Annotated in this window: 15 protein-coding genes; 10 read left to right on the top strand and 5 right to left on the bottom strand. The window is 50.3% G+C overall.

All coding sequences use genetic code 11. The features are described 5' to 3' along the window. Nucleotides 1–8 precede the first annotated feature (8 nt). Nucleotides 9–1,013, bottom strand: coding sequence for a virulence RhuM family protein (locus ACTHTU_RS02455; RefSeq protein ID WP_049335705.1), 1,005 nt, complete (start codon nt 1,011–1,013; stop codon nt 9–11). Next, on the bottom strand, nt 1,006–3,387 hold the full coding sequence (locus tag ACTHTU_RS02450) for a type I restriction-modification system subunit M (protein ID WP_440361658.1): 2,382 nt from the start codon (nt 3,385–3,387) through the stop codon (nt 1,006–1,008). Before ACTHTU_RS02450 ends, ACTHTU_RS02455 begins: the two co-directional genes overlap by 8 nt. 342 nt (nt 3,388–3,729) lie before the next feature. Between ACTHTU_RS02450 and ftsE the strand changes: the two genes are divergently transcribed. From ftsE to metG, 4 genes are all read left to right on the top strand, one after another. After that, entirely contained in the window at nt 3,730–4,380 is a 651-nt protein-coding gene (ftsE, locus tag ACTHTU_RS02445; RefSeq protein WP_003681151.1) for a cell division ATP-binding protein FtsE, read from the top strand. Beyond that, the gene (gene ftsX, locus ACTHTU_RS02440) at nt 4,377–5,294 is read left to right on the top strand and encodes a permease-like cell division protein FtsX (RefSeq protein WP_003747810.1); all 918 of its coding nucleotides are present in this window, start codon (nt 4,377–4,379) and stop codon (nt 5,292–5,294) included. Before ftsE ends, ftsX begins: the two co-directional genes overlap by 4 nt. Nucleotides 5,295–5,490: 196 nt before the next feature. Further along, nucleotides 5,491–6,744, top strand: a complete 1,254-nt coding sequence (gene murA, locus ACTHTU_RS02435) for a UDP-N-acetylglucosamine 1-carboxyvinyltransferase (protein WP_070814733.1) — start codon at nt 5,491–5,493, stop codon at nt 6,742–6,744. Between the two features lie 127 nt (nt 6,745–6,871). Continuing rightward, nucleotides 6,872–9,316, top strand: coding sequence for a methionine--tRNA ligase (gene metG, locus ACTHTU_RS02430; protein WP_440361657.1), 2,445 nt, complete (start codon nt 6,872–6,874; stop codon nt 9,314–9,316). Nucleotides 9,317–9,404: 88 nt separating this feature from the next. On the opposite strand, the gene rsgA is transcribed toward metG, so the two are convergent. Next, nucleotides 9,405–10,271, bottom strand: coding sequence for a ribosome small subunit-dependent GTPase A (rsgA, locus tag ACTHTU_RS02425; RefSeq protein WP_314574731.1), 867 nt, complete (start codon nt 10,269–10,271; stop codon nt 9,405–9,407). A 151-nt stretch (nt 10,272–10,422) separates the two neighbouring features. Here rsgA and ACTHTU_RS02420 point away from each other — a divergent pair, with 151 nt between their 5' ends. From ACTHTU_RS02420 to ACTHTU_RS02400, 5 genes are all read left to right on the top strand, one after another. Next, the gene (locus ACTHTU_RS02420) at nt 10,423–11,040 is read left to right on the top strand and encodes a tellurite resistance TerB family protein (protein ID WP_315093214.1); all 618 of its coding nucleotides are present in this window, start codon (nt 10,423–10,425) and stop codon (nt 11,038–11,040) included. 99 nt (nt 11,041–11,139) lie between these two features. Beyond that, nucleotides 11,140–12,060 carry a patatin-like phospholipase family protein gene (locus ACTHTU_RS02415; RefSeq protein ID WP_070734959.1) on the top strand — a complete coding sequence of 307 codons (921 nt, stop codon included), beginning with the start codon at nt 11,140–11,142 and terminating at the stop codon, nt 12,058–12,060. 108 nt (nt 12,061–12,168) lie between these two features. Continuing rightward, nucleotides 12,169–14,025, top strand: coding sequence for a ribonuclease catalytic domain-containing protein (locus ACTHTU_RS02410; protein ID WP_440361656.1), 1,857 nt, complete (start codon nt 12,169–12,171; stop codon nt 14,023–14,025). A 134-nt stretch (nt 14,026–14,159) separates the two neighbouring features. Then, nucleotides 14,160–14,387, top strand: a complete 228-nt coding sequence (locus tag ACTHTU_RS02405; protein ID WP_003681131.1) for an exodeoxyribonuclease VII small subunit — start codon at nt 14,160–14,162, stop codon at nt 14,385–14,387. Continuing rightward, complete coding sequence (locus ACTHTU_RS02400) at nt 14,371–15,267, top strand: polyprenyl synthetase family protein (protein ID WP_440361655.1); 897 nt, start codon at nt 14,371–14,373, stop codon at nt 15,265–15,267. Before ACTHTU_RS02405 ends, ACTHTU_RS02400 begins: the two co-directional genes overlap by 17 nt. Before the next feature lie 152 nt (nt 15,268–15,419). Here ACTHTU_RS02400 and ftsY read toward each other — a convergent pair whose 3' ends face one another. Continuing rightward, nucleotides 15,420–16,952, bottom strand: a complete 1,533-nt coding sequence (gene ftsY, locus ACTHTU_RS02395; RefSeq protein ID WP_440361654.1) for a signal recognition particle-docking protein FtsY — start codon at nt 16,950–16,952, stop codon at nt 15,420–15,422. A gap of 145 nt (nt 16,953–17,097) precedes the next feature. Here ftsY and msrAB point away from each other — a divergent pair, with 145 nt between their 5' ends. Beyond that, nucleotides 17,098–18,666: a bifunctional peptide-methionine (S)-S-oxide reductase MsrA/peptide-methionine (R)-S-oxide reductase MsrB gene (msrAB, locus tag ACTHTU_RS02390; protein WP_440361653.1), complete on the top strand. Its 1,569-nt coding sequence runs from the start codon at nt 17,098–17,100 to the stop codon at nt 18,664–18,666. A 129-nt stretch (nt 18,667–18,795) separates the two neighbouring features. On the opposite strand, the gene purB is transcribed toward msrAB, so the two are convergent. After that, nucleotides 18,796–20,166, bottom strand: coding sequence for an adenylosuccinate lyase (gene purB, locus ACTHTU_RS02385; protein WP_440361652.1), 1,371 nt, complete (start codon nt 20,164–20,166; stop codon nt 18,796–18,798). Between the last annotated feature and the right edge of the window lie 186 nt (nt 20,167–20,352).

The following is a 20,352-nucleotide window of genomic DNA, read 5'->3' as shown; positions in this document are numbered from 1 at the left end:
AGCTTTAACTACCGTTTATCTTTTAACTGTTTGATTTCTTTTTGACAATTTTCTAATATTTTTAAATCTTCGTTATCTGCTTGGCGTTGTTTTTGTTGTTTTCGTGCTTGGTCAAATAATGCGTATTGTTCATAGGTAAAGGCTTCCATTTGTTTTTGGGTTCGCTTGCCATTACCTTGTAAAACGGGAAATCCGTTAAATTCGATCAAATTATCTACGTTGTTTCGCCAGAATGACAAAGTTAAATCTTGATTATTTTTAACCCGCAACTCTGCGCTTTCTAAGAAAATCATGACTAATCGATTCAGGGAATCTAACTCATCATTTGATAAATAATTTTTAGCAATCACAATATCGCCTTTGCGTACAATTGTGCCTTTCCATGTGGTTAAGCCCATATTGGGTAAGGTAGCGTCGGCACGTTTGCAAATTAATTCGGCTGCGGTTTGTTTGGTGATGGCGTAAATCAATTTATTTTGCGTCTCAGCGAAAAACATTTGGGTATTTTTATCTGTTTTATCGTAATCGCTTGATAGACTAAATAATTCTCGCACTTTTTGATAAAAACGCATTTCACTGGCACGAATCTCACGGATTTGTTCCAGTAATTCATCAAAATAATCTAAACGACCTTGAGGATTTTTTAATCGTTCTTTATCAACTAAAAAACCTTTTTCTAAATAATTGCGAAGTTGTGTATTCGCCCAACGTCGAAATTGTACGCCGCGCGGACTGCGAACTCTAAATCCTACGGCTAAAATCATGTCAAGCGAGTAATGTTTCACTTGATATTCTTTGCCGTCTTGGGCAGTTATTAAATAATCCTTAATAACTGAATTTTCATCTAACTCTTTGTCTTTTAATATGTTTTTTATATGAATGGTTATATTTGGTACAGAGGTGTCAAAAAGTTCTGCCAACTGATTTTGTGTAAGCCACGCTTCGTTTTCCATCACTAATAACGCAACATTGGCTTTGCCGTCATCAGTGTTATAAATAATTAAATCACTCATCGATTTCCCCTAAAATCTCACTAATCAAGCCGTCAGCCTGTTTTTCTAACGCCAAAATATCTTGGGCCACTTCTACAAGGCTGCGCAATGGTTTGTGGCGGTAAAAATATTTATTAAAGCTGATTTCATAGCCGATTTTCACACTTTCCATATTCAGCCATGCTTCGCTGATGTGCGGCTGCACTTCGGCTTTGAAATAATCGTGGATATTTTGTTTAAGCGGTATGGATTCGCTGTCGCGCAAGTCGCTGCTTGTTTCGTATTGGAGATATTCGCCTGCTTTGCCGGTGGCGTAATAGCCAAAGTCTGCCAGCTCGTCGGCTTGGCATTGGTAGCGTTGGCAAAGGGCGTCTAATTCGTTTGGTTTGAGCTTAAGCGTTTTGGCAATGACTTTGGCGGCACTTTCGTTGTACCAGCTTACGGCATTGAAAATGGCCTTTTTCTCTGTGGCAGAGAGGGAGATTTTTTCGGCTTTCAGACGGCCTTCCACGGCTTGTTTGAATTGGTTGAAATCGTCAAATTGGGTTGAGCCGAAATGTTCGAGTAAGGTTGAGGCCGTCTGAAAAAGTGCGGCGGCTTTTTCCCACGTTTTGACATCCAACAGCTTAGCCTTATTTTTATTGTTTAAGGCAATGCCCTGCGCTTCACACCAAGCGCTGATTTCTGGCTCTGTTTTGGCTAAATATTCAGCGTTGTAAATTTGTTCGCCATGTTGCTGATAAAGATATTGCATCGGCTCAAACAGGGCTTTGTCAAAACGTAAAGACGCAATATTTTGGGCGGTAAATTGTGCAGAACGACGATCCGGGCGTTCGATGGTGACTTTGTAATAGCCGAAATCTTGATTGTCAAAAATCTGCGAAGCTAAGCCGACCGCTTCATTTTGTCCGTCTGTTTCGCGTGCTTTAGCGCTGAAATCAAGATAGTTTTGGGTAATTTCGGCAATATGTTCCGGCGCAAATTCGCAGTTTTTTTCGCCTAGTTTTTTACGCAGCTTACGGAATAAGAGGCTGGCATCAATCAGCTGTACTTTGCCTTTGCGCGCTTCGGGTTTGTTGTTGGACAGTAACCAAATATAGGTGGTAATGTCTGTATTGTAGAATAGCTTGTTGGGCAGCTGTACAATGGCCTCCAGCAAATCGTTCTCAATAATATGGCGACGGATGTTACTTTCCCCCGATCCTGCATCGCCGGTAAAGAGGCTTGAGCCGTTATGCACAGAGGCCACTCGGCTGCCGATTTTGTTGTCATTCGGCGATTTCATTTTGCTGACCATTTCCATTAGAAATAATAGCTGTCCATCACTAGAACTAGGGGTGGCATTAAGAGTTTCTTCATTGCCCCAGTAGTCAGGTAGGGAGACTTTGAAGCGGTTGTCGATAACCTCTTTGCCATCTTTAATATATGCTTGGTCATTGCTCCAGTTTTTGCCGTATGGCGGATTGGAAAGCATGAAATCAAAGTAATTGCCTTGGAAGCTGTCGGTGGCAAGAGTAGAGCCGACTTTGATGTTTTCAGGGTTGTCGCCTTTAATCATCATGTCGGATTTGCAGATGGCGTAAGTTTCGTCGTTGATTTCTTTACCGAATAGGAAAATTGAACGCTCACCTTGCGATTCTGGCAGTGGATATTTTTGTTCAATAAAGTTTTGTGATTCGGTCAGCATACCGCCGCTGCCGCAAGCCGGGTCGTAAATCGTAATAATCGCTGGGATTTGGCTTTTGAGCGGATCAAAGACCAAATGCGTCATCAGCTCAATCACTTCTCGTGGCGTAAAGTGTTCGCCGGCTTCTTCGTTGTTTTCTTCGTTAAATTTACGGATCAGTTCTTCAAATACATAGCCCATGCCCAGATTGCTCAAGGCGGGCAATTTGTTGCCATCCGGGTCTTGTTGTTCTTTAGGGGTAAGATTGATGTAAGGAGAGACAAATTTTTCCAACACACTCAGCAAAACATTTTTATGAGACATGTGTCGGATTTGTTCACGCAGCTTGAAGCAGTTGATGATTTCCTGAACGTTAGCGCTGAAACCATCAAGATATTCTTCAAAATTGGCCAGCATATACTGCGGCGTATTGCTGGCGGTTTGATAGAGGGATTTTAATGTCCATTTTGAGGTATTGTAGAAAACATGGCCGGTAATTTTTTTAAGGGGAAGGTCATCCAATTCAGTGAACGCCAATTCTTCTTTCTGAAAGCGTACTTCTTCCAATACCGCTTCTTTGCTTGGCTCAAGCAAGGTATCCAAACGGCGAAGCACAAACATCGGCAAGATCACATCACGATATTTACCGCGCACATAGACATCGCGCAAACAATCGTCCGCAATGCTCCAGATAAAAGAAACCAGCTTGTTATGAACTGAATGATCCATATTTATTCCCACTTAATATTACGAAATTATTCTGGGTATTGTTGCCTATTTTTAATAGGGCTTCAATTAGAAACATTGCTTATCTTGCTTGTATTTCTACTTTTTGGGGAATACGCCGATAAACTCAAAAGGCCGTCTGAAACCAAACCGTTCAGACGGCCTTTATTTCAAACCATATTGCTTTGTGTTGCAAACCGGCAGTGTCTCCGCCGGCAGAACCGGGGTTTCACTATCAAAAAGCAGCCGAAATATTTATAATCTGTGAATATCCCCATTTTTTCAGACGGCATGTTGCCCTATCGATGACGCCGGCCGTCTGAATCCCTATTTTCAGGAAAACCCATGATCCGTTTCGAACAAGTTTCCAAAACCTATCCCGGCGGTTTCGAAGCCCTGAAAAATGTCAGTTTCCAGATTAACAAAGGTGAGATGATTTTTATCGCCGGCCATTCGGGTTCGGGCAAATCCACCATTTTGAAGCTGATTTCAGGCATTACCAAGCCTACCAAAGGCAAGGTTTGGTTCAACAATCAAGACCTCGGCACCTTGAGCGACAATCAGATCGGCTTTATGCGCCAACATATCGGCATTGTCTTCCAAGACCACAAAATCCTCTACGACCGCAATGTCTTGCAAAACGTTATCCTGCCTTTGCGGATCAGCGGCTACCAGCCGCGCAAAGCTGAAGAGCGCGCGCGTATTGCGATTGAGAAAGTCGGTTTGAAAGGCCGCGAAAACGATATGCCCATCACTTTGTCCGGCGGCGAACAACAGCGCTTGTGCATCGCGCGTGCAGTGGTTCACCAACCCAGCCTGCTGATTGCCGACGAGCCGTCCGCCAGCCTCGACCGCGCCTATGCGCTGGATATTATGGAATTGTTCAAAACCTTCCATGAAGCAGGCACGACCGTGATCGTTGCGGCGCACGATGAAACGCTGATGGCGGATTACGGCCACCGCGTCTTGCGCCTGCAGAAAGGACGCCTCGCATGAGTATGATTCATTACATCTCGCTACACGTCGAATCGGCGCGCGCCGCGCTCAAAGAGCTTTTGCGCCAACCCATCGGCACGCTGCTGACCCTGCTCATGCTTGCCGTTGCCATGACCTTGCCGCTGTTTATGTATTTGGGCATCCAAAGCGGGCAAAGCGTATTGGGCAAACTCAACGAGTCGCCGCAGATTACGGTTTATATGGACACCGATGCGGCAAGTTCTGATGCCGATACGGTGAAAAACCTGCTCCAACGCGACAGCCGTATCGATAAAGTCCGCTTTATCAGTAAGCAGGAAGGTTTGGAAGAATTGCAGACCAATCTCGACCAAAACCTCGTTTCCATGCTCGATGGCAACCCGTTGCCCGATGTCTTTATCGTTACGCCCGACCCTGCCACTTCGCCGGATCAGATGCAGGCCATCTATAAAGACATTACCAAGCTACCGCGCGTCGAATCGGCAACCATGGATACGGAATGGGTACAGACCCTTTATCGTATTAACGAATTTATCCGCAAGATTTTGTGGTTCCTCTCGCTGACATTGGGCATGGCCTTTGTCTTGGTGGCACACAACACCATCCGCCTGCAAATCCTCAGCCGTAAGGAAGAGCTGGAAATCACCAAGCTATTGGGTGCGCCCGCTTCCTTCATCCGCCGTCCTTTCCTTTATCAGGCAATGTGGCAGAGCATTTTCTCCGCCGCCGTCAGCTTGGGCTTGTCGGCTTGGCTTTTGGCCGAAGTACGGCCGCTGGTGGACGCGATTTTCAAACCCTACGGCCTGAACATCGGCTGGCGTTTCTTCACATTTAGCGAAGTGTCACTGGTATTCGGCTTCGTCATCGCGCTGGGCGTATTCGGCGCATGGCTGGCCACTACGCAACACCTCTTAGGCTTCAAAGCCAAAAAATAAGCCTTGGCAAACAGGCCGTCTGAACCATTCAGACGGCCTGAAATCTTATCCTTTCGCAACTTAAACAAACCTTGTGAAAATTTAATACTGCCAAATCTAACAGCAAGGGCATAATCCCTTATAATTGATGGTTTATTATCCATCTCATTTCATTTGTGCGGCATAAACCGTGCAGACAAATAACGAAAGACATCCTGTGGACAAACTCAAAATCTCTGCCAACGGCCCCCTCAACGGCGAAATCACCGTATCCGGCGCAAAAAACGCCGCCCTGCCGCTGATGTGTGCCGGCCTGCTGACTTCCGGCACTTTACGCCTGAAAAACGTACCCATGCTCGCCGACGTCAAAACCACCCAAAAACTGCTGCAAGGCATGGGCGCACGCGTTTTGACCGACAACATCTCCGAATTTGAAATCAACGGCGGCACCGTCAACAACACCTGCGCACCTTACGAGCTGGTAAAAACCATGCGCGCATCCATCTTAGTTTTGGGCCCGACCCTCGCCCGCTTCGGCGAAGCCCAAGTCAGCCTGCCCGGCGGTTGCGCCATCGGTTCGCGCCCGGTTGACCAACACCTCAAAGGCCTCGAAACCATGGGTGCGGAAATCACCATCGAACACGGTTACGTCAAAGCCAAAGGCCGTCTGAAAGGCACGCGTGTCACCATGGACGTCGTGACCGTAGGCGGCACCGAAAACCTGCTGATGGCGGCCACGCTTGCCGAAGGCACTACTATCCTCGAAAACTGCGCCATCGAACCCGAAGTCGTCGATTTGGCCGAATGCCTCGTTAAAATGGGCGCAAAAATCAGCGGCATAGGTACAGCAACCATGACCATCGAAGGCGTAAAAGAGCTGCACGGCTGCGAACACAGCGTCGTTCCCGACCGTATCGAAGCCGGTACCTTCCTCTGCGCCGTCGCCATGACCGGCGGCAAAGTCGTCCTGCGCAATGCCGCACCGAAAACCATGGAAGTCGTGTTAAACAAACTGACCGAAGCCGGCGCCATCATCGAAGCAGGCGACAACTGGATTTCCATCGACATGCAACAACGCCCCAAAGCCGTGGACATCCGCACCGTCGTCCACCCGGGCTTCCCAACCGACATGCAGGCGCAGTTTATGGCCATGAACGCCATTGCCGAGGGCAGCAGCCGCGTGGTGGAAACCATTTTTGAAAACCGCTTCATGCACGTTCCCGAACTCAACCGCATGGGCGCAGACATCACCACCGAAGGCAACACCGCCTACATCAAAGGCGTAGAGAAACTCTCCGGCGCCGTCGTGATGGCAACCGACCTGCGCGCCTCCGCCAGCCTCGTCATGGCCGGTTTGGTCGCTGATGGCGAAACCATCGTCGAACGCATCTACCACCTCGACCGCGGCTATGAATACATCGAGAAAAAACTCGGCGGCGTAGGCGCAAAAATCGAACGCGTACGCGGTTAATCCCATACGCTGCCGATAAATAAAAGGCCGTCTGAAACACCGGCAATCGGGTTTCAGACGGCCTTTGCGTATTGTTTTGCGGTATAATTCCCGACATCTTTATCCATTGTTTTTAAAAGCACAAACCATGACACGCAAAATCCTTGTCACTTCCGCGCTGCCGTATGCCAACGGCAGCATCCACCTCGGCCACATGGTCGAACACATCCAAACCGACGTTTGGGTACGCTTCCAAAAACTGCGCGGCCACGAATGCTACTACTGCTGCGCCGATGACACCCACGGCACGCCCGTGATGCTTGCCGCGCAAAAACAAGGCATCGCGCCCGAAGACATGATTGCCAAAGTGCGCGAAGAACACCTCGCCGATTTCACCGGCTTTTTCATCGGCTACGACAATTATTACAGCACCCACTCCCCTGAAAACAAACAGTTTTCCCAAGACATTTACCGTGCGCTGAAAGCCAATGGCAAAATCGAAAGCCGCGTCATCGAGCAGCTTTTCGACCCCGAAAAACAAATGTTCCTGCCCGACCGCTTCGTCAAAGGCGAATGCCCCAAATGCCACGCCCAAGACCAGTACGGCGACAACTGCGAAGTCTGCGGCACGACCTATTCCCCGACCGAACTGATCAACCCGTATTCCGCCGTTTCCGGTGCCAAACCCGAATTGCGCGAATCCGAACACTTCTTCTTCAAACTGGGCGAATGCGCCGACTTCCTCAAAGCATGGACTTCCGGCAACAATCCGCACGACGGCAAGCCCCATCTGCAACCCGAAGCCCTCAACAAAATGAAAGAATGGCTGGGCGAAGGCGAAGAAACCACCCTGTCCGACTGGGACATCTCCCGCGACGCGCCGTATTTCGGTTTCGAAATCCCCGACGCGCCGGGCAAATATTTCTACGTTTGGCTGGATGCGCCCGTCGGCTACATGGCGTCGTTTAAAAACCTGTGCGACCGCATCGGCGCCGATTTTGACGAATACTTCAAAGCCGACAGCCAAACCGAGATGTACCACTTCATCGGCAAAGACATCCTCTATTTCCACGCCCTGTTCTGGCCCGCCATGCTGCATTTCTCCGGTCACCGCGCCCCGACCGGCGTGTACGCACACGGCTTTTTGACTGTGGACGGACAAAAAATGTCCAAATCGCGCGGCACATTCATCACCGCCAAATCCTATCTGGAACAAGGCCTGAACCCCGAGTGGATGCGCTACTACATCGCCGCCAAACTCAATAGCAAAATCGAAGATATCGATTTGAACCTGCAAGACTTTATCAGCCGCGTCAACAGCGACCTCGTCGGCAAATACGTCAACATCGCCGCCCGCGCGTCAGGTTTCATCGCCAAACGCTTTGAAGGTCGTCTGAAAGACGTTTCAGGCAGCGCATTGCTGGCAAAACTGACTGCGCAAAGCAAAGCCATTGCCGAATGCTACGAAAGCCGAGAATACGCCAAAGCCCTGCGCGACATCATGGCCTTGGCGGACATTGTCAACGAATACGTTGATGCCAACAAACCGTGGGAGCTGAACAAATTTCTGGAATCTCCGAAATACAAATGGAGATTTACTAAGGAAGTTAATGCTAAATTAGCAGACTTACCTGAATTAAATGATGCACTTTTTACCAAACCAATCATTATTAAAAATGATTTAGATGATTTAAATAAATTTATTAATTCACTTCCTAAAAATAAAAAAGATATTTTCCAAAAAGAAAAAGAAACTTTCTTATTGGAAAACTATAAAAAAATTAAAGAATTAATTCTAGGGTATTCACAAGGGAAAGGAAGAAAAATTCTCGAGGATTACAATAACGACCCTAACTCTAGTTCATATCCTCTTAGTTTGGAGAAAATTCAATCTGAAAATTTAGCAGATACCATTACTAACTTATGGATTAATATTAAGGTTCTTGATGCGTTTAACGTATTAGATGATTTGTTGCACGAAGTATGCAGCGAGCTCATCAACGCCTTTACCATGTTGACCGCCTACCTCGCCCCCGTATTGCCGAAAGTGGCCGAAAACGCCGCCAAATTCCTGAATTTGGAAGCCATCACTTGGGCAAATACACGCGAAACCTTAGGCGAACACGCCATCAACAAGTACGAACATTTAATGCAACGAGTGGAGCAAAAACAAGTGGACGATTTAATCGAAGCCAACAAACAAAGCATCGCCGCCGCAGCCGCGCCTGCCGCCGAAGAGAGCAAATACGAAAAAGTCGCCGAACAGGCAAGCTTTGACGACTTCATGAAAATCGACATGCGCGTCGCCAAAGTATTGAACTGCGAAGCCGTTGAAGGCAGCACCAAACTCTTAAAATTCGACCTCGACTTCGGTTTTGAAAAACGCATCATCTTCTCCGGCATCGCCGCATCTTATCCCAACCCTGCCGAATTGAACGGCCGCATGGTCATCGCCGTCGCCAACTTCGCCCCGCGCAAAATGGCAAAATTCGGCGTATCCGAAGGCATGATTCTCTCCGCCGCCACAGCAGAGGGCAAACTGAAGCTCCTCGACGTTGACGCAGGCGCACAGCCCGGGGATAAAGTGGGCTGATACCTTTTACCACAGCACAAAGCAAAGGCCGTCTGAAAATTTCAGACGGCCTTTTTATTTATCCAAACGCTTAGTTTCCGTTCAATCTTTATCTTAACAATTCATCGGTAATGCGTTGCAGAAACTCGATGCGCTCGGGTTTGGCTTCGCCTGATTCGGCAGCGGCTTTGACGGCGCAGCCGGGTTCGGCGCGGTGGGTGCAGTTGTGGAAACGGCATTGGCCGATAAGGTGGCGCAGGTCGGGGAAGTATTGCAATAAATCGGCGGCTTGGAGATGGTGCAGGCCGAATTCTTGCAGGCCGGGGGAATCGATGAGTCGGGTTTCTGCGTTTAAATCGTAGAGTTGGGCGTGGGTGGTGGTGTGTTTGCCGGAGTCGAGCGCGGTGGAAATATCGCCGGTTCGGGCGGCTTGGTTGCCGAGTAGGGCGTTGGTCAAGGTGGACTTGCCCATGCCGCTTTGTCCGAGCAGGATGTTGGTTTGCCCTTCTAAAATGGGACGCAGGATGTCGGCGTTTTCCAATGCGTTGGTTTCGACCACGGGGTAGCCGAGGGTTTCGTAGAATTTGAGTTTCTCGCGCCATTGGGCGGTTTCGGGGAGGTCGGCTTTATTGAGGACGATGACGGCGTTAATGCCGGCCGCTTCGGCTGCGAGGAGGGCGCGTTGCAACAGGGCTTCGCTGGGTGAGGGGCTGGCGGCGGTTACGATGAGCAGTTGGGTAACGTTGGCGGCAATCAGTTTGGTTTTCCACGCGTCTTGGCGGTAGAGCAGGCTTTCACGCGGAAGGTAGTCTTCAATCACGACTTGTTCGCCGTTGATGGGGCTGATGCGGACTTGGTCGCCGCAGGCGAAATCGACGCGTTTTTTGCGGGTGGTGGCGTCATATGTTTGGCCGTCGGGGGTGCGGACGATATAACGGCGGCCATAGCTGGTAATGATTTGGGCGGTATCGGTCATGATGGGATTTATTGTTTGGAATGGTGTGATTGTACCGAAAGTCGGCTATGGCCGTCTGAAAACTTGTTTGCACCTTTTAACTTTCTTTGGCTTGGTTTTTTGGTGTTTCTGCCCTATATTTGCAATGTATTTGTTTTCAGGAGATTTTTTTATGGATTTCAGTCAGTTGCTCAATCAGGTTTTGGGTGCGGCTCAAAAAGGCGGCAAAGCGGTGGCGGACAGCCCGCTCAATTCTTTCGGCGGCGGCGCGCTGACGGGTGCTTTGGCATCGATGCTGTTGAAAAAGAAAAACGCAAAGAAGCTGGTCAAGGCCGGCTCGGTCGCCGCTTTGGGTTTTCTGGCTTATAAAGGCTATCAAAACTGGAAACAAAACCAGCAGCAGGACGAATTGCCGCAAAGTGCGTTCCAACCTGCCGGCCTGATTGGTGAAAACCACAGCCGTGTGATTTTGCAAACGATGATTGCGGCGGCGGCTTCAGACGGCCTGATTGACGATGCGGAACGCGCGGCCATTGAGCGTGAAAGCGGCAGCGATGCGGAAACGGCGGCATGGTTGCAGGCTGAATATGCGCAACCGGCCTCCATCGAACAAATTGCCGCTTCGGTCGGCAATGACGAGGCTTTGGCAGCCGAAACTTATCTGGCGGCCCGATTGGTCTGCGCGGACTTGTCACGCAAGGAAATCGTGTTCCTGAGCCGTTTGTCCCAAGCTTTGAATTTGGACGACCAACTGGTCGAAAGCTTGGAAAAACAGCTCGAATTGGCTTAAGCTTGATTTAAAAGGCCGTCTGAATCCTGATTTCAGACGGCCTTTCGACTTAATTTCAGAGTAAAATAACCCTTTCGACATATTAAAGGCTGTCTGAACATGAATAAACTTTTTTCCACATTCAAAACGTTTTTAGCCGCTTCGTCCGTCTTGGTATTGGCTGCCTGTCCGAGCGGCAACGCGCCGCAATCCAAACCTTCTACGCAGGGTCAAAATACGGTTTCGCATACTGCACCCAAACCGAAAGCCACGGTTGCGCTGGCTTTGGGCGGCGGCGCGTCCAAAGGCTTTGCCCATATCGGGATTATTAAGGTTTTGAAAGAAAACAATATTCCGATCAAAATCGTTACCGGCACATCCGCGGGTTCGATTGTCGGCAGTATGTACGCTTCGGGAATGTCGCCCGACCGCCTCGAATTGGAAGCGGAAATTTTGGGTAAAACCGATTTGGTGGATTTGACCTTGTCCACCAGCGGCTTCATCAAAGGCGAAAAACTGCAAAACTACATCAACCGCAAAGTCGGCAACCGCCCGATGCAGCAGTTCCCCATCAAATTTGCCGCTGTTGCGACCGATTTTGAAAGCGGCAAACCGGTGGTGTTCAACGTAGGCAATGCCGGACAGGCCGTCCGCGCTTCTGCTTCGATTCCGAACGTGTTCCAACCTGTCGTTATCGGCAGCCGCAAATATGTGGACGGCGGCCTGTCGCAGCCCGTACCGGTCAGCGCGGCGAAAAAACTGGGCGCAAACTTCATCATTGCCGTCGATATTTCCGCCCGTCCGGCCAAAAACGTCAGCCAAGGCATGTTCTCCTATCTTGACCAAACCTTCAACGTGATGAGCCAAACCGCCTTACACCAAGAATTGGGCCAAGCCAATGTGGTCATCAAACCGCAGGTTTTGGAGCTGGGCTCGATTGGCGGTTTCGACCAAAAACAACGCGCCATCCAATTGGGCGAACAGGCCGCACGCGCCGCCCTGCCTGAAATCAAACGCAAACTGGCGGCATATCAGTATTAATCATCCGCCGTTTGAACAGGCCGTCTGAAAGTATGTTTTTCAGACGGCCTTTCTTGTGCAAATCTGCTAAAATCACGCGTTTCCTACAAATCATAAAATCCTAAAAAAATGAATATCTTTTACGAAGAGTCCGGCCAATTCAAAGTTGCCTCCATCGTCCAAAAAAACGACGCCACCTACCAAGTCGATACCCAACACGGCAAACGCACCAAAGTGAAGGCAAACAATGTCTTTGCCGAGTTTGACGGCGATATGGCGGCGTTTTTGGAGAACGCGCAGGCGCAGGCGGCGGACATCGACACCGATTTATTGTGGGAAGTATGCGGCGAAGAGGAATTTACCGCCGAAGCCATCGCCGAAGAATATTACGGCCATGCGCCGACCAAAACCGAGCTGGCAGCGACTTTGATTGCGCTTTACGCCGCGCCGATGTATTTCTACAAAAAAGCCAAAGGCGTGTTCAAAGCCGCGCCTGAAGAAACCTTAAAACAGGCGCTTGCCGCCATTGAACGCAAAAAACAGCAAGACGCGCAAATCGACGCTTGGGCGGAAGCCTTGAAACGCGGCGAGATGCCGTCTGAAATCGCGGCGGATTTGAAAACCATCCTGCACGCGCCCGACAAGCAGTCGCTGACCTACAAAGCCTTTACCAAAGCTGCCGACGAGCTGAAAACCTCGGCCTACGAACTGGCGAAAAAAACGGGCGGCATTACGTCCATACCCCAATACCTGCAAGACGGGTTTGAAATCAAATATTTCCCAAAAGGAACAGGCTTCCCCGACCTTCCGCTTCCTGAAATGCCCGACTTGCCCAAAGCCGACGTTACCGCCTTTTCCATTGACGACGAATCGACCACCGAAGTGGACGATGCCTTGAGCCTGACCGACTTGGGCAATGGCATGAAACGTGTTGGCATCCACATCGCTGCGCCGTCGCTTGCCATTAAACCAGGCGACAAAATGGAAAAAAACATCATGGAACGTTTAAGCACGGTTTATTTCCCCGGCGGCAAAATCACCATGTTGCCCGAAAACTGGATTGCCGCGTTCAGCCTTGATGCAGGCGCATACCGCCCTTCCATTAGCATTTATTTCGATGTGGACAACGAGTTCAACGTCGGCGCGCCAACCTGCAAAATCGAAGCAGTCAACATCGCTGAAAACCTGCGCATTCAGACCATCGAGCCGCATTTCAACGCCGAAACCGGCTTGGACGAAGCCGGCGAAATGATGTTCGCCCACCATCAAGACCTGATTTGGTTCTATCAATTTGCCATCGCCCTGCAAAAAGCGCGCGGCAAATACGAGCCCGACCGTGCGCCGCAATACGATTACAGCATCGAATTGGATGAGGAAGGCAACGTATCCGTCGTCCGCCGCGAACGCGGTTCGCCCATTGATACGCTGGTCAGCGAGATGATGATTCTTGCCAACAGCACTTGGGCGCAAATGCTGGACGAAAACGAGCTGCCCGGCCTTTTCCGCGTCCAACCGGCAGGCAAAGTGCGCATGAGCACCAAATCCGAGCCGCACATCGGCATGGGCGTGCAGCATTACGGCTGGTTTACCTCGCCGCTGCGCCGTGCCGCCGACTACATCAACCAAAAGCAGCTGATCAGCCTGATCGACGACTCTGCCGAGCCGCTGTATCAAAACAGCGATGCCGAGCTTTTCGCCGCGCTGCGCGACTTTGATGCCGCCTATACAGCCTACGCCGACTTCCAACGCCAAATGGAAGCCTACTGGAGCCTCGTCTATCTGCAACAGCAAGGCACGAGCGAGCTGACGGCTACCATCCTCAAAGAAGATCTCGTCCGCATTGAAGGCCTGCCGCTGGTAACGCGCGCGACCGGTATTCCGTTTGACGCGCTGCCTAAATCGCAGGCATTGTTCAAAATCACTGAATTGGATGCCGAGAAGCAGTTTATCGCGCTCAACTATCAAAAAGCCGTTTTACCGGGCTGATAACGTTATTCCGTTTGAAAAAGGCCGTCTGAACGAAGAAACAGAAATCTTTGATTTCGTTTTCACCCCTGTTCAGACGGCCTTCATCATCTAAAAATGCTACAATTCCCTTTTTCTGCCCATCATTTCAAACCATGAAAAAAAACGCCCCCCAATCCTTTGAAGAAGCCTTATCCCGCCTCGAAACCCTGACCCAAGCCATGCAAAGCAGCGAAATGCCGCTGGAAGATGCTTTGGCCGCCTATCAGGAAGGCAACGAATTGGTCAGATACTGCCAAACCAAATTGGCGGAAGTCGAGCAGAAACTGCAAGTATTGGATGCCGGCGAACTGAAGGAGTTGAACCTTGAACCCGGCGAATGAACTCAAAACATGGCAGCAAAAAGCCCAAGCGCAAACCGAATTGCTGCTGGCGCATTTCTTGCCGTCTGAAAGCCAAGTGCCGCACACGCTGCATGAAGCCATGCGTTACGTTACCCTCGGCGGCGGCAAACGGCTGCGCCCGCTCTTGGTACTTGCCGCGTCCGAATTGGGCGAAGCAAACCAAAATGCCGTCGAGCAGGCGATGGCGGCCATCGAAATGGTGCACGTCTATTCGCTGGTTCACGACGATATGCCGGCGATGGACAACGACAGCCTGCGCCGCGGCAAACCGACCTGCCATGTGCAATACGATGAAGCAACCGCCCTTTTGGTCGGCGATGCACTGCAAACCCAAGCCTTTGATGTATTGAGCCGTCCGACAGGCCTGCCTGCCGAACGCCAGCTTACCATGTTGTCCACGCTGGCCCAAGCATCCGGCAGCCTCGGCATGGCGGGCGGACAAGCCATCGACCTTGCCAATGTCGGCAAAGCCATGAATCAGGCCGAATTGGAACAGATGCACAGCCTCAAAACCGGCGCACTCATCCGCGCGGCAGTCGCCTTAGGCGCACTTTCCTGCCCGGACTTAACACCGGCGCAAATCCAAACCTTAGACCACTACGCCGCCAAATTAGGCCTGGCTTTCCAAGTGATCGACGATGTATTGGACTGCGAAGCCGATACCGCCACATTGGGCAAAACCGCCGGCAAAGACTCGGACAACGACAAACCGACCTACGTCAAACTGATGGGCCTGCAGACCGCGCGCACTTACGCAGAAACGCTGATTGCAGAAGCCGTTGCCCTGATCGAGCCATTCGGCGACAAAGCCCTGCGCCTGCGCCAACTGGCCGAGTTTGTTACTGCACGAAAAAACTAAACCTGCAAATAAAGGCCGTCTGAAACCTGATTTTAGGTTTCAGACGGCCTTTTTAACAGCCTGTTTGGCTGGTATCAACCGAATGCTGAATCTTTCAAAATATAGCTCAGAAATCCCCCGCAAACTGTGTTTACAAGCCTCAGCCTGTCTATTTAATCCAATAGGGCGTCCACGAACGCTTTGGCATTAAACGGACGCAAATCATCAATGCCTTCGCCTACGCCGATATAGCGGACAGGAACTGGGCGGTCAGAGGCAAGGGCGGCAAGGATACCGCCTTTGGCCGTACCGTCGAGCTTGGTGACGATAAGGCCGGTCAGACCCAATGCTTCGTCAAAGGCTTTCACTTGGTTGATGGCATTTTGACCGATGTTGGCATCAAGCACGACGATGATTTCATGTGGCGCATCCGGCATGGCTTTTTGCAACACGCGCTTCACTTTTTTGATTTCTTCCATCAAATGAAGCTGCGTCGGCAGACGGCCGGCAGTATCGGCCAGCACGATGTCGATGCCGCGCGCTTTGGCGGCTTGGACGGCATCGAAGCAAACGGCTGCGGAATCACCTGTGGTTTGCGAAATCACGGTCACATTATTGCGCTCGCCCCAAGCCTGAAGCTGCTCACGCGCGGCGGCACGGAAAGTATCGCCTGCCGCCAGCAACACAGATTTGCCCTGCGCTTGGAAGTATTTGGCCAATTTGCCGATAGATGTGGTTTTGCCTGCGCCGTTGATACCGGCAAGCATAATCACGAAAGGCTCCTTGGTTTCCGGCAAGACCAAAGGTTTCTCCAAAGGCTTAATCAAGTCGTACAACGCATCTTTCAGCGCGCCGCGCAATTCGTTGCCGTCTTTGAGGCCTTTGAGGCTGACACGGTCGCGCACGTCTTTCATCAAGTATTCGGTGGCTTCCATGCCCATATCGCTGGTAATCAGCACGGTTTCCAGCTCTTCGTACAAATCCTCGTCGATTTGTCCGCCACCGAACACGCCGGCCAACGATTTTGCCATTTTGTCGCGTGATTTGGTCAAGCCTTGTTTCAAACGCGCAGCCCAACTGAGCTTTTGTTCTTCTGCCGGAGCAGGGGCTTCGGCTGAAGCCTCTGCAACAACTTCTTGAACTTGCTCGACAGCTTCGCTAACTGCCTCAACAGCTTCTTCTTTTACCGCTTCGGCCTGTTCTGCTGCTTTCTCAGCAGCTTCAGCCACTTCAGACGGCATCTCGGAAACAGTTTCTTGAACCTGTTCAACAGCCTCGCTAACTGCCTCAACAGCTGCTTCTTTTACCGCCTCAGCCTGTTCTGCCACTTCTTCAGCAACCTCAGCCGCTTCAGACGGCATCTCGGCAACGGTTTCTTGAACCTGTTCAACAGCCTCGCTGACGGTTTTAACAGCCGCTTCTTTTGCCGCTTCAAGGTGTTCTTCTACTTTTTCCACTGTTTCAGACGGCGTTTCGGTCAAAGCTTCCCAAACCTGCTCGACGGTTTCGCTGACAGTTTCAACAGCCGATTCGACAACTGATTCGACCTGCCCTTTGACGCTTTCTGCTAAAGATTCGGCATCTTCTTTAATATTTTCAACTACTTGAGCAACTTCAGATTCTGCTTTTGCTGCGGTTTCCTGAACTTGAGCCTCCTCAGGAGCCGGAGTTTCCTGTTTTTTCTTGCGACGGAAGAAGCTGAACATTAAATTTTCCTTTTAATTTTAGAAACTTGAAATAGAGAGTATTGTAGCGTATTTTACATGGCAAGGTCGTCTGAAAATCAAGGTTGTCAGGTTTTGGCATTTCCAACGTCTAATAAGACAAACCATCCATACAGGAAACATAGAGATGAATCCCCGCACATTATTTTCACTTTGCACCAAGTTCGGCTGCCTGCTTGCACTTGGCGCCTGCTCATCCAAAATGATGGATACCGAAGCCGCAACCGTACCGCAGGCATTGTCCTCGTTGAAAACCCCTGACAACCGCCCTGCCAGTGTTTTCCTGAAAAAAGACAAACCCACCCTGATTAAATTTTGGGCAAGTTGGTGTCCTTTGTGTTTGTCCGAATTGGGACAAACCGAAAAATGGGCGCAAGATGCAAAATTCGGTTCTGCCAACCTGATTACCGTTGCCTCGCCCGGTTTTCTACACGAGAAAAAAGACGGCGATTTTCAAAAATGGTATGCCGGTTTGAACTATCCTAAGCTGCCCGTCGTTACCGACAACGGCGGCACCATCGCCCAAAGCCTGAATATCGGCGTTTACCCTTCTTGGGCATTAATCGGCAAAGACGGCGACGTGCAGCGCATCGTCAAAGGCAGCATCAACGAAGCGCAGGCATTGGCTTTAATCCGCGATCCCGATGCCGATTTAGGCCGTCTGAAAAACACATTTTACAAACCTGACACACAGAAAAAGGATTCAGCAATCATGAATACGCGCACTATCTACCTCGCCGGCGGCTGCTTCTGGGGCTTGGAAGCCTATTTCCAACGCATAGACGGCGTGGTTGACGCAGTATCCGGCTACGCCAACGGCAAAACAGAAAACCCAAGCTACGAAGACGTGTCCTACCGCGATACGGGTCATGCCGAAACCGTCAAAGTTACCTACGATGCCGACAAACTCAGCCTAGACGATATCCTGCAATACTATTTCCGCGTTGTTGACCCAACCAGCCTCAACAAACAAGGTAACGACATCGGCACGCAATACCGCAGCGGCGTGTACTACACCGACCCCGCCGAAAAAGCCGTCATCGCCGCCGCCCTCAAACGCGAGCAGCAAAAATACCAACAGCCCCTAGTCGTCGAAAACGAGCCGCTGAAAAACTTCTACGACGCCGAGGAATACCATCAGGACTACCTGATTAAAAACCCCAACGGCTACTGCCACATCGACATCCGCAAAGCCGACGAACCGCTGCCGGGCAAAAGCAAAGCCGCCCCGCAAGGCAAAGGCTTCGACGCGGCAACATATAAAAAACCCGGCGACGCCGAACTCAAACGCCTCCTGACCGAAGAGCAATACCAAGTTACCCAAAACAGCGCGACCGAATACGCCTTCAGCCACGAATACGACCACTTGTTCAAACCCGGCATTTACGTGGACGTTGTCAGCGGCGAACCCCTGTTCAGCTCTGCCGACAAATTCGATTCCGGCTGTGGCTGGCCAAGCTTTACCCACCCGATTAATGCCGCCGCCGTTACCGAACACGACGATTTCAGCTACAACATGCGCCGCACCGAAGTGCGCAGCCATGCCGCCGACTCACACTTAGGACACGTCTTCGCCGACGGTCCGAAAGACAAAGGCGGCCTGCGCTATTGCATCAACGGCGCAAGTTTGAAATTCATTCCTTTGGAAGAAATGGACGCAGCCGGCTACGGCGCATTGAAAGACAAAGTAAAATAACAATTTGAATCGAAAAAGGCCGTCTGAAAAATATTTCAGACGGCCTTTTTAATTTGTCGGATGTAGAGGGTGGTTTCTTATCTATCAAAAAATCTCAATAACTAAGAAAGTATGCCCTACAAAAACCTTTTAAATTCGTTTTGCCAACTCTTCGGCTTTGCCCACATACAACGCAGGGGTCAGCTCAAGCAATTTGGCTTTGGCTTCTGCCGGAATTTCCAACGACTCGATAAAGAGTTTCAACACTTCAGGCGTAATGCCGTCTTTACCGCGTGTCAGATCTTTCAGTTTCTCGTAAGGATTGGCCACACCATAACGACGCATGACGGTTTGAATCGGCTCGGCCAGCAGCTCCCAAGTAGCGTCCAAATCGGCAGCAAGGGCGGCAGGATTCGGCTCAAGCTTATTCAGACCGCGCAGATGGGCGGCAAAGCCCAATACGGTATAGCCCACGCCTACGCCCATGTTGCGCAATACGGTGCTGTCGGTCAGGTCGCGCTGCCAACGGGAAATCGGCAGTTTTTCGGACAAAAAGCCCAATACGGCATTGGCCATACCGAGGTTGCCTTCGGAGTTTTCAAAGTCGATTGGGTTGACTTTGTGCGGCATGGTGGAAGAACCGACTTCGCCTGCTTTGACTTTTTGTTTGAAGTAACCCAAAGAAATATAGCCCCAAACATCACGGTTAAAATCGATCAGAATCGTGCTGACACGGCTGATGGCTTGGAAGAATTCCGCCATATAGTCGTGCGGCTCGATTTGAATGGTGTAGGGGTTGAAGGTCAGGCCGAGGCTGATTTCAACGAAGTTGCGGCAATGGGTTTCCCAATCTACATCGGGATAAGCGACCATATGGGCATTGTAGTTGCCGACTGCGCCATTGATTTTGCCGAGGAACTCTTGCGCTTGCAGGTTTTTAAACTGACGTTGCAGGCGGTACACAACATTGGCGATTTCTTTACCCAGTGTGCTTGGTGTAGCAGGCTGGCCATGCGTGCGGCTCATCATAGGGACGGCAGCCAACTCATGCGCCATGCCGGTCAGTTTTTCGATGATTTCGGCTAGTTTCGGCAGCAAAACAACCTCACGCGCTTCTTGCAGCATTAAAGCGTGGGACAGGTTGTTGATGTCTTCGCTGGTGCAGGCAAAGTGGATGAACTCGCTGGCAGCAGCCACTTCAGGCACGCCGGAGAAGCGTTCTTTAAGCCAATATTCGATGGCTTTGACGTCGTGATTGGTGGTCGCCTCAATGGCTTTGACAGCAGCGGCATCTTCAAGCGAGAAGTTTTCGATCACTTTGTCGATTTCGGCAAGCGTAAAATCGCTGAAAGCAGGAACTTCTACAATCTTAGGCTCGGCAGCAAGGGCTTTGAGCCAGTTTAATTCAACTTTGACACGCGCACGCATCAGGCCGTATTCGGAGAAAATCGGACGCAATGCTTCAACGGATTTGGCATAGCGGCCATCTAATGGGGAAAGTGCAGCGATAGGGTTAATCATGTCGGATCTTCCTATGGGATGAAAACCAAATTGTTTGCAATTATACATGATTTTACACTGCAAGGCCGTCTGAAAGACAGGTTTCAGACGGCCTTTTCAGCGTATTTTTCATAAAATTCTTTTCAGAGGTTCAACTTTGCAAAATTGATTTACGATATATGCCATCTTCACGGATAATATCGGCTG

The sequence above is a fragment of the Neisseria sp. P0020.S005 genome (assembly GCF_051957055.1).
In the GTDB taxonomy this organism is placed as follows: domain Bacteria; phylum Pseudomonadota; class Gammaproteobacteria; order Burkholderiales; family Neisseriaceae; genus Neisseria; species Neisseria subflava_A.
Note: the sequence above shows the minus strand (reverse complement) of the source record. Positions and strands in the feature narration are given on the sequence as shown.

Excerpts from the sequence above, each read along its gene's own strand:
- ACTHTU_RS02455 (WP_049335705.1), bottom strand. The coding sequence starts at position 1,013 with ATGAGTGATTTAATTATTTATAACACTGATGACGGCAAAGCCAATGTT.
- ACTHTU_RS02450 (WP_440361658.1), bottom strand. The coding sequence starts at position 3,387 with ATGGATCATTCAGTTCATAACAAGCTGGTTTCTTTTATCTGGAGCATT.
- ftsE (WP_003681151.1), top strand. The coding sequence starts at position 3,730 with ATGATCCGTTTCGAACAAGTTTCCAAAACCTATCCCGGCGGTTTCGAA.
- ftsX (WP_003747810.1), top strand. The coding sequence starts at position 4,377 with ATGAGTATGATTCATTACATCTCGCTACACGTCGAATCGGCGCGCGCC.
- metG (WP_440361657.1), top strand. The coding sequence starts at position 6,872 with ATGACACGCAAAATCCTTGTCACTTCCGCGCTGCCGTATGCCAACGGC.
- rsgA (WP_314574731.1), bottom strand. The coding sequence starts at position 10,271 with ATGACCGATACCGCCCAAATCATTACCAGCTATGGCCGCCGTTATATC.
- ACTHTU_RS02420 (WP_315093214.1), top strand. The coding sequence starts at position 10,423 with ATGGATTTCAGTCAGTTGCTCAATCAGGTTTTGGGTGCGGCTCAAAAA.
- ACTHTU_RS02415 (WP_070734959.1), top strand. The coding sequence starts at position 11,140 with ATGAATAAACTTTTTTCCACATTCAAAACGTTTTTAGCCGCTTCGTCC.
- ACTHTU_RS02410 (WP_440361656.1), top strand. The coding sequence starts at position 12,169 with ATGAATATCTTTTACGAAGAGTCCGGCCAATTCAAAGTTGCCTCCATC.
- ACTHTU_RS02405 (WP_003681131.1), top strand. The coding sequence starts at position 14,160 with ATGAAAAAAAACGCCCCCCAATCCTTTGAAGAAGCCTTATCCCGCCTC.
- ftsY (WP_440361654.1), bottom strand. The coding sequence starts at position 16,952 with ATGTTCAGCTTCTTCCGTCGCAAGAAAAAACAGGAAACTCCGGCTCCT.
- msrAB (WP_440361653.1), top strand. The coding sequence starts at position 17,098 with ATGAATCCCCGCACATTATTTTCACTTTGCACCAAGTTCGGCTGCCTG.
- purB (WP_440361652.1), bottom strand. The coding sequence starts at position 20,166 with ATGATTAACCCTATCGCTGCACTTTCCCCATTAGATGGCCGCTATGCC.